The sequence below is a fragment of the Salegentibacter haimaensis genome, assembly GCF_054121495.1.
This window is the reverse complement of sequence record NZ_JBSYGH010000008.1, coordinates 60,805-76,014: the sequence shown is the minus strand read 5'-3', so window position 1 is coordinate 76,014 and position 15,210 is coordinate 60,805. Positions and strand designations below refer to the sequence as shown.

Here is a 15,210-nt window from a genome sequence, read left to right as displayed (position 1 = left end):
CTTGTGGGAGTATGCTTTTCTCCCCTATTTTTGCCGCTTAATTTTTTACCCAGCTATGACTAATAAAGACCTGCTCTCTGTCGCCAACGAATTTGGAAGCCCGGTATACGTTTACGATGCCGAAAAGATCGCTTTTCAATACAACCGATTAAAAAATGCGTTTGGAAAAGTAAACGACCTGCGCATACATTATGCGGTAAAGGCTTTGTCCAATATTTCTATTCTGAAGTTTTTAAATTCGATTGGCTGTGGATTGGATACGGTTTCGGTGCAGGAAGTAAAATTAGGTCTCAAAGCAGGAGTAGCTCCTGAAAATATTATCTACACGCCTAATGGGGTTTCTCTTGAAGAGATTGAAGAAGTCGTTAATCTGGGGGCGCAAATCAACATAGATAACCTTTCGGTTTTAGAACAATTCGGGGCCAAGCATCCAGAAGTTCCTGTATGTATTCGTATCAATCCGCATATTCTGGCCGGCGGAAATGCCAAGATTTCTGTGGGTCACGTAGACTCAAAATTTGGGATTTCGATTCATCAAATGCCGCATTTGCTGCGCATCGTTGAAAATACGGGGATGAACATCAACGGAATTCATATGCACACCGGAAGCGATATTCTGGATATCGAGGTATTTTTAAGAGCTTCAGAAATTCTTTTCGACGCGGCTAAAAACTTCAAAAATCTCGAATTTCTCGATTTCGGCAGTGGCTTCAAAGTGCCATATTCTGAAGGGGATATTGAAACCGATATTGAAGAATTGGGTGAAAAACTAACTAAACGCTTTACAGATTTTTGCAAGGATTATGGCAGGGAGCTCACCCTTGTTTTCGAACCCGGGAAGTTTTTAGTGAGTGAAGCCGGCAAATTTCTGGCCCGTGTAAATGTGATCAAGCAAACCACCTCTACCGTTTTTGCAGGAGTAGATACCGGGTTTAATCACTTAATTCGCCCAATGTTTTATGGTTCGCATCACGATATTCACAACATTTCCAACCCCGACGGGAAACAGCGTTTCTACTCGGTAGTAGGTTATATTTGTGAAACCGACACCTTTGCCAATAACCGCCGTATCGCCGAAATTACCGAAGGCGACATCCTGGCCTTTAGCAATGCCGGGGCTTACAGCTTTAGTATGGCCAGCAATTTTAACTCAAGATACCGCCCGCCAGAGGTACTCTGGTACCAGGGCAAGGCTCACCTCATTAGAGAAAGAGAAACTTTCGATGACCTGCTAAGACATCAGGTTATTTTAGATTTCGAAACTGCAGAAAAAGAATAGCCGGTTTTTTCAGGGAATTTCGTTAAATTCATAGGAAACTTTATCCTATGAAAGCTTTTTATCTCTTGCTTATTTTTTGCTTCGGAAGCCTGATTATTCAGGCCCAAAATCTTTCGGGAGAAATAGTAGATCTCACCTGGTCTTTTTCTGAAGAAAGTCTATACTGGGTTACCGCCAAAGAATTCGAACTCGAAGAAGTTGCCAAAGGTCATACTGAAGCCGGTTATTATTATTCAGCCAATAATTTTGCAACAGCCGAGCACGGAGGCACTCATATAGACGCCCCCATTCATTTTGCTGAAAACCGGCAAAGCGTAGATGAAATTCCCCTGGAAAATTTGCTGGGACCGGCAGTTAAGATCGATATTTCTAATCGCGCCTTGAAGTATCCCGACTACCAGATCACAAAAAAAGACCTGCAGGATTGGGAAAGCGAATATCGAGAAATACCTGAAGGCAGTATCGTATTACTACAAACCGGATTTGGGCAGTTCTATCCCGATGCTGAAAAATACCTGGGCACACAAAATCGTGGAGAGGATGCGGTTGCAGAACTTCATTTTCCCGGGCTTTCGGCAGAAGCAGCCGAATGGCTGGTTAAACAAAGAAAAATAAATGTGGTAGGTATAGACACCGCAAGTATCGACTACGGCCAGTCTAAAAACTTTGAAACCCACGTGATTTTAATGCAGAACAATATCCCGGCTTTTGAAAATGTTGCCCGCCTGGAAGAATTACCCGCCAAAGATTTCAGCATTATCGCCCTGCCTATGAAGATTAAGGGAGGAAGTGGCGCGCCGCTTCGAATTATCGCTCTAAAATAGAAAAATGCCCCTGTACTTTATTTCACTTGTTCCACCTAGAGAGCTGAGTGATCAAATTGAAAGTTTAAAAATGCAAATTGCCCGGCAATATGATTGTAAACGGGCCTTAAGGCTTCCGGCCCATATCACTCTGCAAATTCCATTTAACCTGGAAGAAAATATGGAATTGAACCTGCTAAATATAATAGATGATTTTTCTAAAGAAAAGCAAGCATTTCATATTCAGCTTAAAAATTATGGGCACTTCGGGAATTCTACCATATATATTGGCGTGGAAGAAAATGAATACCTACAAGCAATGCATTTTGATCTAAAAAATAATTTACAGGGGGAATTAGTTTTGGAAAACGGAAAACAATCAGGGAAATTTAGCCCGCATATTACTCTTGCTACCCGGGATATTAGTTTACAGGATTTCTCTAGTGCCTGGGAACATTTTAAAGAACAGGAGTTTTCAGCTGAATTTTTAGCCACGCATTTGATTTTATTCAGGCATAACGGAAAAACCTGGGATTTGTATAAATCCTTTAAATTTGGGCAAGCTTCTAATGCCTCGAATTAATATGAAAATTAAATTTGGTCTTTTTCTCTCTTTCCTCCTGCTTTTAAACTCCTGCCGGGAAAATCAAAATGTTGAACCTGATGCAAAAATTCATAATATCGGTGAAATGCGCAATGTAATGTGGAAGGGAGAATTAGGAGGTATAGTAGCCCTTGATAGCCTTCCAAAAAAAGCTTTGTACGGTCTCGGTCCAAAAGAAGGCCTGCGAGGGGAATTACTTATCTGGGAAGGCAGCACTTATATCTCGAGAATTAAAGGAGAAAATGATATTGAAATAGTAGAAAACTCTAAAGTGAGAGCGCCTTTTTTCGTTTATACGAATGTGAAAGAATGGACAACAGTCGATCTGCCAGACAGCATTAAAAATTTAAAGGATCTGGAACATTATCTGGATTCCGAAAATGAGAATTTAGAAGAAGCTTTCGTCTTTATACTTAGCGGAAAAGCTCAAAAAGCAACCTTCCATATCCAAAATTTACCTGAAGGCAGCAAGGTTAGTTCCCCACAGGAGGCTCACGCCGGGCAGGTAGATTTTGAACTCGAAAATACCGAAGTAGACCTCCTGGGTTTCTTTTCCCGAAAACATCAGGGAATTTTCACCCATCACGATTCTTACCTGCATATACATTTATTGACTAAAGACCGGTCAAAAATGGGACATCTCGATAAACTTATTTTTAGTGCAAAAGATTTCCAATTGTTCCTTCCCTCAAGAATTAGCAAAACCTTAAAAAAGGAAATCGGTCAAAACTTTAATTTTAAACTAATAAGAATTTAAGCAGCTAACATGAAAAGAATTTTCTGGTTTTTGGCCATTATCGTTTTGCTCTTTTTGGGCCTGGTATATCTTTCTGTTTCCGGGAGTGATTCAGAATTTGAAACCGCAAACATTAAAGATCTGGACGATCTTGAAAATACCGATTTTACCAGGCACGATTCGGTTTTACTGGCCGCCAGCACTCTTTATGAAGCTAATGCCTTAAAATCATTGATGCAGGGAGAGAATTATCGCGAGGCCTGGGCCAGCCCGGTTAAAGTACCGGTGGTATTTCTGGATACCTTATTTGACGGGATGAAAATTGTAAAAGAAGGTGGCGGCACCCAAACCCATTCTTTGCGGTTAGAAGACAAAGATGGATTTTTGTATTCCCTACGCAGCGTAACCAAGGACCCCTCTACCCACGTTCCACAATTTGCCCGAAACCTGGGTCTCGAAAACATTGTGATAGATGCCATTTCGGCTTCACATCCATACGCTGCCCTGGCGGTGGCAGAACTCTCCAATACGGCAGGGGTGCTACACACCCATCCGCGGGTGTTATTTGTTCCAAAACAAAATGTATTGGGTGAAGCGTACAATGAGAAGTATGGCAACCGGTTGTTTTTACTTGAATATGAAACCGAAGGTAAAAAGAACTGGACCCAGTTCGAAAGTGTAGAGGAAATTATAGATACTAAAAAACTCCAGGAGTGGAAGGAAGATGATACTGGGAATCTTAAAATTGACGAAGCCGCCTATGTTCGGGCCCGTTTATTCGATCTGCTAATAGGAGATTGGGATCGCCACGCCAAACAATGGGGTTGGGTGATTCAGAATATAGAAGGTAAAAGGATTGCCACCCCCCTGGCCGGAGATCGCGATAATGCTTTTTTTAATATAGACGGGATTATTCCCGGCATCATTTCCAGCGAACACATCGAGCCACTGGTGAGACCCTTTGAAGAAGATATAGATTATATGCCCGGCCTGGTTTACCCTAACGATGTTTATTTTCTTCATTTTACTGCTGAAGAGATTTTTTTGAAGGAAGCTGAAATTCTTCAGCAATTGCTTACCGATGAGGCCATCGAACAGGCTTTTTTGATCTGGCCGCAAAACATTCGCGAGCTCGACGCCAAAGAAATTATACAGAAAATAAAAAGCCGTAGGGATAATCTAAAAGAACACGCCAGGGAATTTTACAGGGTTTTGCAGGAAAAGGAGCTGCTAAATGAGCCTTTAAAAGGTTCAGAGGAGATTAAGATAAGTGCCGGTTTGCAGCAATGTTTTGAATGTGCCACTAAATCCAGGCTTGATGAGTAAATATTTAGCCAGCCTGTTTTTAATGATTTTTAGCCTGGGAGTTGGGGCCCAAAGCACTGCCTCGAAACAAATTGAAATATTTGAATTTGAATCGGGCGTGATGAAAAACAGCCGGAACATACGCTTGTTTCTGCCTGAATCTTATGCAGGCTCAAAAAAATCTTACCCGGTGATCTATATGCACGACGCTCAAAATTTATTTGATGCTGAAACCTCCTTTGCCGGGGAATGGGAAGTAGATGAATTTTTGGAAAGGAATGATTCAGAGATTATCGTGGTGGGCATCGACCACGCAAATGAAGATCGCATCGCCGAACTCACCCCTTTTGCCAATAAACAATACGGCGGCGGGCAGGCAGAAAAATACCTGGAATTTATTATAAGCGAACTAAAACCTCATATCGATAACAATTTCAGAACAAAAACCCAGGCGGCCCACACCGGTATTTTTGGCAGTTCCCTGGGCGGATTAGTCTCCTTCTATGCGGCTGTAAAACACCCTGAAGTTTTTGGAAAAGCAGGAGTCTTTTCTCCTTCATTCTGGTTTAGCGACGACATCTATGAATTCGCGAAAGTTTCAGAAATTCCAGAGGGTTCGAAATTTTATTTCCTCGCCGGGACTGAGGAAAGCGAGAAAATGATCGAGGAATTTGAAAAAATGAAGAAAATAATTTCAGAAAAACTTCCGAAGAAAAATTTCAAATTTCAGGTTATTGAGGGCGGGAAGCATAACGAAGCTTTATGGCGCGAGAATTTTCCTAAAGCTTTTAATTGGTTGTTTGAAAATTAGCCCAGCGCATTATCGTTGGCCTCTATCCAATAGCCATCGGGATCACGAAAATAGATTTGCCGTACTCCATCGGGGCGTAAAGTAACTTCCCCGGTCTGGCCTTTTCCATTTTCAAAGGGAATTTCGTGAGCCTTAAGATGGTCTATAAAGGCATCGAGCATATCACTGCTAATTGCCATATGAAAGCCTTTATAATGCGGAATTTCGACATCTTCCTGCACCAGGTGCAACTGGATGCGATCGTTAAACTGAAACCAGCGAATATGAGAACCCAGCCCCCCGTTGGGAATTTCTTCCAGTCCTAAAACTTCGCCATAGAATTTTGCAGAACGCTCCAGGTTTTTGACGCGGATGGTATCGTGGTCTTTTTTTAAGTTAAAAGGATTGGTTTTCATAGCCTGAATTTTTTATGAAGTTATGAAGATTGAAAAAAGACTGCAAATAGAAGTTCGAAAATTATCGTAATTTTAAATCACCTCATTCGCAACCGCTTAACCAAAATTCAATTAAAACCACAACCAATTATGAAAAAGTTTATTTTTCTATTAAGCTTTATCGGCTTTACAGCTTCAGCTCAGGACAGCATCAAGAATTACAGCATCGAACAATTCTATGAAAACACCCGGGTCTTTGGCGGGAATTTTTCTGAAGATGAGACCAAACTTTTGGTAAGCAGTGATAAAACGGGAATCGTGAATGTCTATGAAATTGAGATTGCTTCAGGAGAAATGACTCCACTTACCAGTTCTTCAGAAGAGTCTTTTTTTGCTATAGATTATGTGCCCAATAATGGCGGGATTCTTTACTCGGCCGATAAAGGTGGGAACGAGATCAATCATATTTACCTCTTTAAAGACGCTAAGTCTAAAGACCTCACTCCCGGGGAGCAGGAAAAAGCCCAGTTCTATAAATGGAATCCGGAAAAAACGGGGTTTTATTATCTCTCCAACAAACGCAATCCGCAGTTTTTTGATTTGTATTTGATGGACATCTCGAGTTGGGAAAGTGAAATGGTCTATGAAAACAATGAAAATTTGAGTGTACAGGCCATTTCAGAAGATGGTAATTTCCTGGCACTTACCCGCAGCATTACCACCAGCGAAAACAAATTGTATTTATTGAATAAGGAAGAAGATCGAATGCTGGAAATTTCAGATACTCCCGGGGAATACAATGCGGCAGGTTTTAATAAAGCCGGTGATGAATTCTATTACATCACTAATTCGCAGGGGGAATTTGCCAAATTAATGAGTTTTGATCTACAATCTGAAAACATCGATGTGCTTTATGAAACCGACTGGGATGTGATGTATTCGTATTTGAGCGAAAATGAAAAATACAGGGTGATTGGTATTAATGAAGACGGGAAGAACAAATTAATCGTCCTGGAGAATGCAACAGGAAAAGAGGTAAACCTACCCGATATGCCAAATCAGGATATAGTGGCGGTAAACATTTCAGATTCAGAAGAGAAAATGAGGCTTACCATTGGTACGGCAAAAGCTCCCAACAATATTTATGTATACGATTTCAACTCCCGTGATCTTAAGAAACTAACTAACACTCTAAATCCTGAAATAGATGAAAAGGACCTGGTTTCAGCTCAGGTGGTGCGTTACGAATCTTTTGATGGCCTGGAAATACCGGCGATTTACTACAAACCGCAGCAGGCCACAGCTCAAAATAAAGTACCGGCCCTGGTATGGGTACACGGCGGCCCAGGCGGTCAGTCTCGTGTGGGTTATTCGCCCCTAATTCAATACCTGGTAAATCAGGGGTATGCCATTCTTGCTGTTAACAATAGGGGTAGTAGTGGTTATGGCAAAACTTTCTTTAAAATGGACGATAAAAAACATGGTGATGTAGACCTTAAAGATTGTATTGCAGGGAAAGAATGGCTGCAGGAGCAGGATTACATAGACCCCGATAAAATTGGGATAATTGGAGGAAGCTATGGCGGGTATATGACTATGGCCGCAATGACCTTTACCCCCGATGAGTTTAAGGCGGGAGTAAACATTTTTGGAGTTACCAACTGGCTTAGAACCCTTAAATCAATACCGCCGTATTGGGAAGCATTTCGCGAGGCCTTGTATGAAGAAATGGGCGACCCGGTAAAAGATTCGATTGCGCTTTATAATAAGTCACCTCTTTTTCATGCTGAAAAGGTAAAAAATCCCGTAATGGTACTTCAGGGAGCGAATGACCCCAGGGTGCTTCAGGTTGAATCTGATGAAATTGTGGAAGCTTTAAAGAAAAATAATGTACCGGTAGAATATGTAGTCTTTGAAGACGAAGGCCACGGATTCATTAAAAAAGAGAATGAAATTAAAGGTTATCGACAAATTAGGCAATTTCTGGATAAGTATTTAAAGGAAGAAGAGACCGAATAAAAATCAGCGATAAATAGTAAGGCGTGCTGCAAGTCTAAAATTGAGGTTAAATCTTTAAACAAGCTGGCTATAATAGCTAACTTGCAGCATAAATGCCTTCCCAGCCTATGCTATACTTTTTACACCATCCTGATGATTCAGAAGAAGTAAAAAAGAAATTTATTCCCCTGTTGGAACAGCGGGAATATGAACTCATTCAATATCCCAATTCCGATTTCAAACCTACCGAGGAGGATTTATGCATAGCTTATCTAAGCGATGAATATTTAAGGGAATTTTTGCCAAGGGCCTCCAAATTAAACTGGAAACTGGGAATTTTACCCCATCTTAATAATCAATTTACCCTTAAGGGTTTAGGTATTGAAGGAAAAGCTGAAGAAACCCTGGAGAACATTCTTAAGTGCGAGGAGGTTTATAAACTCGATATGCTATATTGCAACGGCAGGCCGGTATTCCAGTCGGTGAACATACGGAATGTATTCATCTTTACTGAAGAAAAAAAGACCAATAGATTTTTCTCTGAAGTCACCACATTTGTAAAAAATATAGCCCGAATTTCAGGACTTTCGCATCGGGCTTTTCTATTGAGTGCCAATGATGAGAAGATAATCCATACTTCGGCTTTAGGTTTAATTGCGGTAGAACATCCGGAGAGTTCGGTGATTGCCCGCAGAATAATTCCACCGAGTAAAGTTAACGACGGGCAGTTTCATATTTTAGTGGTTTCGCCACAAAACCTGTTTGAGCTGCTTTGGTTTTTATTTAGAAGCTTGCTTCCGCGGCGTGGACAAATGAGCACCAGGCCTTCCTTTTTAGGATATATCAAAACCAGTAATATAAAAATTGAAAATCAGGCCGATATCGATTTTACGGTAGATGGTGAAAAATATTCGGCCAGAAAGATCGAAATTGAGGTAGTTCCGGCTGCGATACGACTTTGCCAGGAAAGCAAGCATTATAAAGGTGAAGTTGAAGACGGACAGAAAAAAACCCTGAAAATAGATCGGTTACCCACCGGCGAACGCCGGGAAGAGTTGAGCAAAAGAACCCTTCCCCTATTGCCCAGGGCTACCACTGAAGAATTTCAGGAACTCTTTAAGGTTTTGCGCGAAAATGCCAAAACCACCTCGACCTTTGTGGTGATGATGGTGCTTTCAACCCTAATTGCCACCTTCGGACTTTTTGGCGATTCCTCACCGGTAATTATTGGAGCTATGATTTTAGCTCCTATTATCTCTCCTATTGTTTCGTTTTCTATGGGAATGGTGAGGTATGATATCAATATGCTAAAAGAAGGTATAATTACCATATTAATCGGCACCGGGGTTTCCCTGCTTTTTGCTGCAGGGGTTAGTTTAATTATTCCACTTCAGGTATTAACTTCTGAAATCGATGCCCGGCTCTCTCCTACCCTTTTGGATATGGGAATTGCAGTAGCCTCGGGAATTGCTGCTGCCTATGCACACGCAAAAGAAGGGATTGCCAAGAGCCTGGCCGGGGTAGCAATTGCGGTAGCCCTGGTACCTCCGCTGGCTGTAGCCGGGATTGGAATTGGGTGGTGGGACTGGAATGTATTTTCGGGTGCTTTTCTGCTTTATTTAACCAATATGGCCGGGATTATTATGTTTGCCGGAATCACATTTTTGGTTCTTGGTTTTGCACCCTTTAAAAGAGCAAGATTAGGATTGGTATATACCTTAATTCTTATTCTTTTGGTGATGGTGCCCCTATCCCTTTCTTTTAATCGTATTACCAAGGAAGCCAGTATTACACGGCAGCTGGAAGGATCAACTTTTAATAAAGCGGTTTTACGCGATGTAAAGGTTCGTTTTGGCGCTCCACTTAAAGTAAGTCTAACCCTGGTTGGCACTCAAAACCTCGAGAAGGAAGATATGATGGATATCAAACGCCAAATGGAAGAAGCTATTGGGGAACCCATAGAATTAGAAGTGATTTCGGCCAGGCAGTTTTGATTGAGGCTTTTAGATTTACAAAAATTTATTTTTTTATTGCTGGATGGTTTAACAAGGATCAACTGGTAAAATGTTAATTCCTCATAAATGCTAAGAATTTAATATTAAAATTTATGTCTCCCGAATACTATTATATAGCTTTGGGGCTTAATTAAAAATTAATTTTATTATGTTGAGATTGAAGAAAATTGGAAAAATAATCGCTATATCGGCATTCCTGGCGGCAAGTCCGGCCATGGTAAATGCACAACAATTACCAGCACCACAACAACAGCAGGAAAAAATAGATGTAAGTGACGAGGAATTATCGAAGTTTGCACAGGCTTATCAGGGAATAATGGTAGTAAACCAGGAAGCTCAACAAAAGATGCTTGCCACAGTTGAAGCTGAAGGCTTTGACGTTAAACGTTTCAATGAAATACATCAGGCTTCCCTTGATCCAGAAACCGAAGTGGAGGTAACCCCTGAAGAGGAGGAAAAACACAGAAAAGCTATTGAAAAGATCCAGGGAATGCAGGAGAATTTTCAAGCTCAAATGGAACAGGTGATTGAAACACAAGGTCTAAGCCTTGAGCGTTATGAGCAAGTGGCTATGGCCCTTCAAACCGACACCGAACTTCAACAACGCTTACAACAAATGTTGCAAGGTTAAATTTCCAGACTAATTTAAGTCAAATCTTAATTACACTTTCAAGGAGGGCAAAATGCCCTCCTTTTTATATTTACCGATGGATAGTTTTTAAAAATACACCACTGGCTTATGTTGCAATAATCAACAAGCCTTGTAGAAAATTTCAACAGATATTTCTCCAATATAAAAAGTGACTTTTCAGTGAAAAGCAGGATATTTGAGATATAAAATCGAAATTTTGAAACTTGGCATAGCTTTTAATGAATTGCATATGATCTTACATTTTAGAATTCTTTTCTCCTCCCTCATAGTATTCTTGTTTTTAAGTTTCACACCACTTCTGGCCCAGGAAGCTCAAAGTTATGGTGTGAAATCGGGAGTAAATTTAGCTTATCTTTCGAATAATGGCTCGATGAACCTAAGACCCGGGTTTCAGGTAGGTGCTTATGCCAAATATAGTGGGTTGGAAACTATTTTTTTCAAAGCAGAATTTTTAATTACCCAGAAAGGAAGTGCCTCCTGGAGTAGCGATCAACCTAATAATTTTAATTTATTTTATGTAGACCTTCCAATAATGTTTGGTTTAAGCCTTAGCCCAAAGTTATCCTTAAATGCTGGTATTCAACCTTCTATGTTAATTGGAGGAAGATACAAGGGTGTCGATTCAATGGGAAGGGAATATAAAAAGTCTATAGGAAAAGACTTGGCGCGTTTTGATTATTCAACCTTACTCGGCCTGGAATATTTTATTCATGACAATTGGTTACTTGGGGTACGGTATAATTATGGATTTGTTTCCATTCAGGAATACAGCGAAGAATTTATTCAAGCAAATAACGGGAAATTGTTAAAAAACAGGGGCTTTCAGTTTTATGTTGGATATAAGTTTAATTAGATGATTACTGTATAAGCTCGTTATCTTTCCATTCCCCTTCAAGCATTATATTGTCATCTTTGTCATATAATTTCCCATAGCCATTCCTTTTATCATTTTGCCAGCTACCTACATATCTATCACCGTTTGGCCAGTAATAAGTTCCCTCTCCTTCCCTTTTATCATTTTCAAATTCACCTTCATAACGTTCGCCTTCTACCCAGGAATAGACTCCACGGCCATGTTTCGTATTATCTTTCCATTCCCCAAAATAAATATTTCCGGTTTTATGAACTCCTACTCCTTCTCCATTGGCTTTTCCGGCTAAAACTTCCCCAAAATAATTCACAGGGGTACCATTGGTATTTTGAAAATTAAGATTGGCAAAATCTTTTACTTTGGCCAATGCTGTTTCTTTTTGCTGAATTTCTTTTTCAAGATTTGTAAGTCTCGAGTTATAATCATTTCGTAGGGAATCTTTTTGATTTTCAAGTTTTCTCTTCAACATTAAACTTCTAACTGCCCAGAGAGTTTCTTGAATTTCCTTTTGATTACGAAGGTTTTCAAATTGTTTCTCAGCACTCAACTTGGCACTTTCAGTTCTTCGTATTTGCTCTTTTCTGTTTTCCAATAATTCATACCTCCCTCCGTCAGAAAGATTCTCATAAATTGGCAAGGCTTCTTCAAACGAACCAGAAATGAATAAGTTGTCTGCCCGGGATTTTCTTTCCAGAGAATCTAAGCGTGATAGAACCCTTGCTGAATTATTTCCCGATTTATCTAATTCACGCTGAGCCAATTTTAAATCATAATAAAATTTATAAATCAGGCCGATACTTACTATCAGACCTAATATTAAAATTAAGCTCGAAGTTTTATATGTTTTTTTAGTTACGTTCATAGAATAAAAATACTTATGTTATTACAGAGGTTTAATCCAGTAATCTTACCTCTGGAATTTGTTTTTCTGCCTTCCTGAAATCCAAAGAGATATAAGCATTTAGTCGAATAACCCAGCGTTGCCTGTACAAACTTCCATCATTAATATTTTGGCCAGTGGTATACATTAATCCTGCCGAATATGTTACCCGGGGACTACTTATATAGGCAATTGAGGGATAAATTCTTAAATCTTCTACGGGACTGTCTATCACCTGTTTCCCGCTTTGCAAAATAATTTCAACATCAGGATTAAAATATACGGTTCCGGGGATTAACTGGCTGTTGTTTAATGGGATTTTCATATACAATTTATACCGCCACCGGTTTCGATAAATCCAATCATCATCTATGCGATTAGATTTACTCCATCTGTGTTCAATTCGTAATCTATGGTATAATTGAAAACGAGGAAAGGGCATAATAAAAAGATATTCATGCCAAATTCGCGGTTCGGGCACAACAGATTTAAAATCTTCATCACCAGGTTCTGGGGTAAAATTTAACCTTAATACTCCACCCAGGGAAAAATTAAAGTTAGGTGAAAACAAATAATTGAGGGCGTGCCGGTTATATATCTGCGCCATTCGACCAACAAAAGGCTGTCCCTCATAATTTCCTCTTCGATAATGGAATTCAGCTCTCCAAAATAGACGCTCTGAAAGCCTGAACTTATTATAAGACCCCAACCATAGGTTGGTCTCCATATCCTGAAAAGTTCTTTCTCTTTCTCTCGGTTCAATAGGTGCAGGAAATTCCTGACCAAAGAAATAAGCTGGAATTGTCAGGAGTATTAATAGCAAAAATAATCTTCTCTTCATGTAGGCAAATCGGTTTAGAATCTAAGGTCGAGATTTAAAATTTCGGCTGCCTTAGATGCCTCATCTATTCTTTTAATTCTACGTTCCTCTTTTTTTGTTGACCGCTTTAAAACATTTATCATACCATCGAAGACAAGTGCAAAATTTCTTTTTGTATTATCAATAGAGCCACAACTAAGATGTTTTAACTGATCGAACATTTTAGGCAAAATAAGATTTTCGTACGCCTCAAAAATTGGTTCTTTTACCTTTTCTTCCATATTTGTAAAAGTATAAGGGTTAAAAACTGTATTGGTATAGGCATCCTCTACAAGTTTTGCTCTATCTGAAACTTCCCAAATTTCAGTATATAGTTTTTCCAGATTTGTAAAACACTCAATAAAAATTTCAACCTGCTGGCTTTTCTCATTGGGCGTTAAAGTGGAGTATGATTTAAGACTTGCATCGGTGAAATTTTGTAATTCACGATTTACATCGAACCCGGCCAAAGCATTAAGTTGATGATCTATTATTGAATCTTTTTCTTTCAATTGTTCGTATCGATCCATTAGTACTGCTTCCAGCTCCAGTAAACTAGCTTCCTGTCGAATTTCATCGAGGTAACTATTAATAAGCTTTTCCTGCTGCTGAACTTCCTGTATTAAAATTTCTGAAATAATTTTTAACTTCTCGGAAGATGAATCTACCGATTCCAGATCAGGGCTGGAAAACAATACGATTTCATCTTGGGGTCTATTTTTCCTTAATTTGGCTTGCTGATCCATAATCACAGAAACCTTCCTTTCCATGAATTTTTCACGATCCACAAACTCAAGGTTGCCGTTTCTGTAATTTTCAGTCACTTCTCGAAGTTGGTTAACAAGCAAACTATCCATCAACTCCAGCCTCTTTATTTCTAAATCTAATTCATCCAGAGAAAGTCTGGTAAGATTGACCTGCGGATTCGTGGTTAGTTTTTGTACCAGGCTATCGAGTATCGTTGAGTTTTGATGGAGTGTAGTTAATATAATTTCCTCATCATCAGAATAGGGATACTTTTTAACAATTGTTTTAATTTGAGGAGTAATACGGTGATTTTCCCAAGTATTAAAAGTACTATCTAATTTTTGGAGGTTCTCGATGACATAGAAAAAAATATCTCTTAATTTATTTTCTGCATTATATCTCTGTACAAGTTTGGGGTCATTTACCGCTGTTTTTAGCTCAATGATATTCATATATCTTTTTGAAATTTCAAAGTCCTCCCTGGAGGCCTGTTGAGTTTCTCCGCCATCAATAATTAATTCGTAAGAGGTGTCATTTTCATAAAGGTGTTTATGAGATAATATATTATCATCAAAAACCCACTCTTTGGTTAAGCTATTGGAAGTAGTATTGGCGTCTTTATAAAATTGCCAGGTCTTGTGGGCCAGATTTTGGGAATTAACAGAGGCCTTTAGAACTTCATTTCCATATTGAATACTAAAGCCTCCCTCTACCCTGTCATCTTTAAAGGAAAATTCTGCCGAAAGAATCGTATCGCGTATGCTTGAATTTTCCAGGTCCCATTCAAGATATTCCCAGCGACCTTCTTTTTTTCCCTCTACAAACTTGCCTCTAGCTACAAACTCTGTCCCATTGATTTGAAATCCATATTGCTTATCATTTATAGCTCCCTTACCTACGGGACTAAACTCACCAATATTGAATTGCCATTCACCATCTGGAACGCCATTTTTATAATTTCCTATTACTTTAGAAAAGGGTAAGGGAAAATCTGCACTATCAACAGGAGTTTGACTGGTAAGCAAGTAGGAACCATCGAAGATCGTATCCCCACCTTTGGTATAATACTCGAAATTTGCGAGAAATCTTTTACCATTATGTTCAATCGATTTATTAAATATTTTTTTTTCCTGTCCTATCAGGCCTGAAATGTTGAGAATTATTGCTCCGACGAATATTATGAACCGTGAAAATCCCATAAACTTTTTTTATAACTTCAAAGATACCATAAAGCCTGCTAGCCTACAATTTCCTAATTACAACTTAATCTAACCTG

The 15,210-nt window shown here is 39.4% G+C and carries 14 protein-coding genes; 10 read left to right on the top strand and 4 right to left on the bottom strand.

Features of this window, described 5'->3' with window-relative positions; translation table 11 throughout:
* Window positions 1-55: 55 nt before the first annotated feature.
* The 6 genes from lysA to ACW6QP_RS09205 are packed head-to-tail and all read left to right on the top strand — an operon-like array spanning window position 56 to window position 5,538.
* The gene (gene lysA / locus ACW6QP_RS09230) at window positions 56-1,279 is read left to right on the top strand and encodes a diaminopimelate decarboxylase (RefSeq protein ID WP_457910585.1); all 1,224 of its coding nucleotides are present in this window, start codon (window positions 56-58) and stop codon (window positions 1,277-1,279) included.
* A 47-nt stretch (window positions 1,280-1,326) separates the two neighbouring features.
* Window positions 1,327-2,103 (top strand): cyclase family protein, encoded by a 777-nt coding sequence (locus ACW6QP_RS09225; protein WP_457910584.1) that lies wholly within the window; start codon window positions 1,327-1,329, stop codon window positions 2,101-2,103.
* Window positions 2,104-2,107: 4 nt separating this feature from the next.
* The gene (locus ACW6QP_RS09220; RefSeq protein ID WP_457910583.1) at window positions 2,108-2,665 is read left to right on the top strand and encodes a 2'-5' RNA ligase family protein; all 558 of its coding nucleotides are present in this window, start codon (window positions 2,108-2,110) and stop codon (window positions 2,663-2,665) included.
* Window position 2,666: 1 nt separating this feature from the next.
* Entirely contained in the window at window positions 2,667-3,443 is a 777-nt protein-coding gene (locus ACW6QP_RS09215) for an acetolactate decarboxylase (RefSeq protein ID WP_457910582.1), read from the top strand.
* A gap of 9 nt (window positions 3,444-3,452) precedes the next feature.
* Window positions 3,453-4,748: a hypothetical protein gene (locus tag ACW6QP_RS09210; protein WP_457910581.1), complete on the top strand. Its 1,296-nt coding sequence runs from the start codon at window positions 3,453-3,455 to the stop codon at window positions 4,746-4,748.
* Entirely contained in the window at window positions 4,741-5,538 is a 798-nt protein-coding gene (locus ACW6QP_RS09205; RefSeq protein WP_457910580.1) for an alpha/beta hydrolase, read from the top strand. Before ACW6QP_RS09210 ends, ACW6QP_RS09205 begins: the two co-directional genes overlap by 8 nt.
* Here ACW6QP_RS09205 and ACW6QP_RS09200 read toward each other — a convergent pair.
* On the bottom strand, window positions 5,535-5,933 hold the full coding sequence (locus ACW6QP_RS09200; RefSeq protein ID WP_457910579.1) for a VOC family protein: 399 nt from the start codon (window positions 5,931-5,933) through the stop codon (window positions 5,535-5,537). The genes ACW6QP_RS09205 and ACW6QP_RS09200 overlap by 4 nt on opposite strands.
* Before the next feature lie 129 nt (window positions 5,934-6,062).
* Between ACW6QP_RS09200 and ACW6QP_RS09195 the strand changes: the two genes are divergently transcribed.
* From ACW6QP_RS09195 to ACW6QP_RS09180, 4 genes are all read left to right on the top strand, one after another.
* Window positions 6,063-7,931 (top strand): alpha/beta fold hydrolase, encoded by a 1,869-nt coding sequence (locus tag ACW6QP_RS09195; RefSeq protein ID WP_457910578.1) that lies wholly within the window; start codon window positions 6,063-6,065, stop codon window positions 7,929-7,931.
* Window positions 7,932-8,038: 107 nt separating this feature from the next.
* Entirely contained in the window at window positions 8,039-9,904 is a 1,866-nt protein-coding gene (locus ACW6QP_RS09190; RefSeq protein WP_457910577.1) for a TIGR00341 family protein, read from the top strand.
* Between the two features lie 169 nt (window positions 9,905-10,073).
* A complete protein-coding gene (locus ACW6QP_RS09185; protein WP_457910576.1) occupies window positions 10,074-10,556 on the top strand; it encodes a DUF4168 domain-containing protein in 483 nt (160 codons plus the stop codon).
* A gap of 217 nt (window positions 10,557-10,773) precedes the next feature.
* The gene (locus ACW6QP_RS09180; RefSeq protein WP_457910575.1) at window positions 10,774-11,430 is read left to right on the top strand and encodes a porin family protein; all 657 of its coding nucleotides are present in this window, start codon (window positions 10,774-10,776) and stop codon (window positions 11,428-11,430) included.
* Window positions 11,431-11,434: 4 nt separating this feature from the next.
* Here the strand turns inward: ACW6QP_RS09180 and ACW6QP_RS09175 are convergent, their stop codons facing one another.
* Genes ACW6QP_RS09175 through ACW6QP_RS09165 form a run of 3 tightly spaced genes read right to left on the bottom strand, consistent with a single transcriptional unit; the run spans window position 11,435 to window position 15,133 of the window.
* A complete protein-coding gene (locus ACW6QP_RS09175) occupies window positions 11,435-12,310 on the bottom strand; it encodes a hypothetical protein (RefSeq protein ID WP_457910574.1) in 876 nt (291 codons plus the stop codon).
* Window positions 12,311-12,341: 31 nt separating this feature from the next.
* A complete protein-coding gene (locus ACW6QP_RS09170) occupies window positions 12,342-13,169 on the bottom strand; it encodes a DUF2490 domain-containing protein (RefSeq protein WP_457910573.1) in 828 nt (275 codons plus the stop codon).
* Between the two features lie 14 nt (window positions 13,170-13,183).
* Complete coding sequence (locus ACW6QP_RS09165) at window positions 13,184-15,133, bottom strand: hypothetical protein (RefSeq protein WP_457910572.1); 1,950 nt, start codon at window positions 15,131-15,133, stop codon at window positions 13,184-13,186.
* Window positions 15,134-15,210 lie beyond the last annotated feature (77 nt).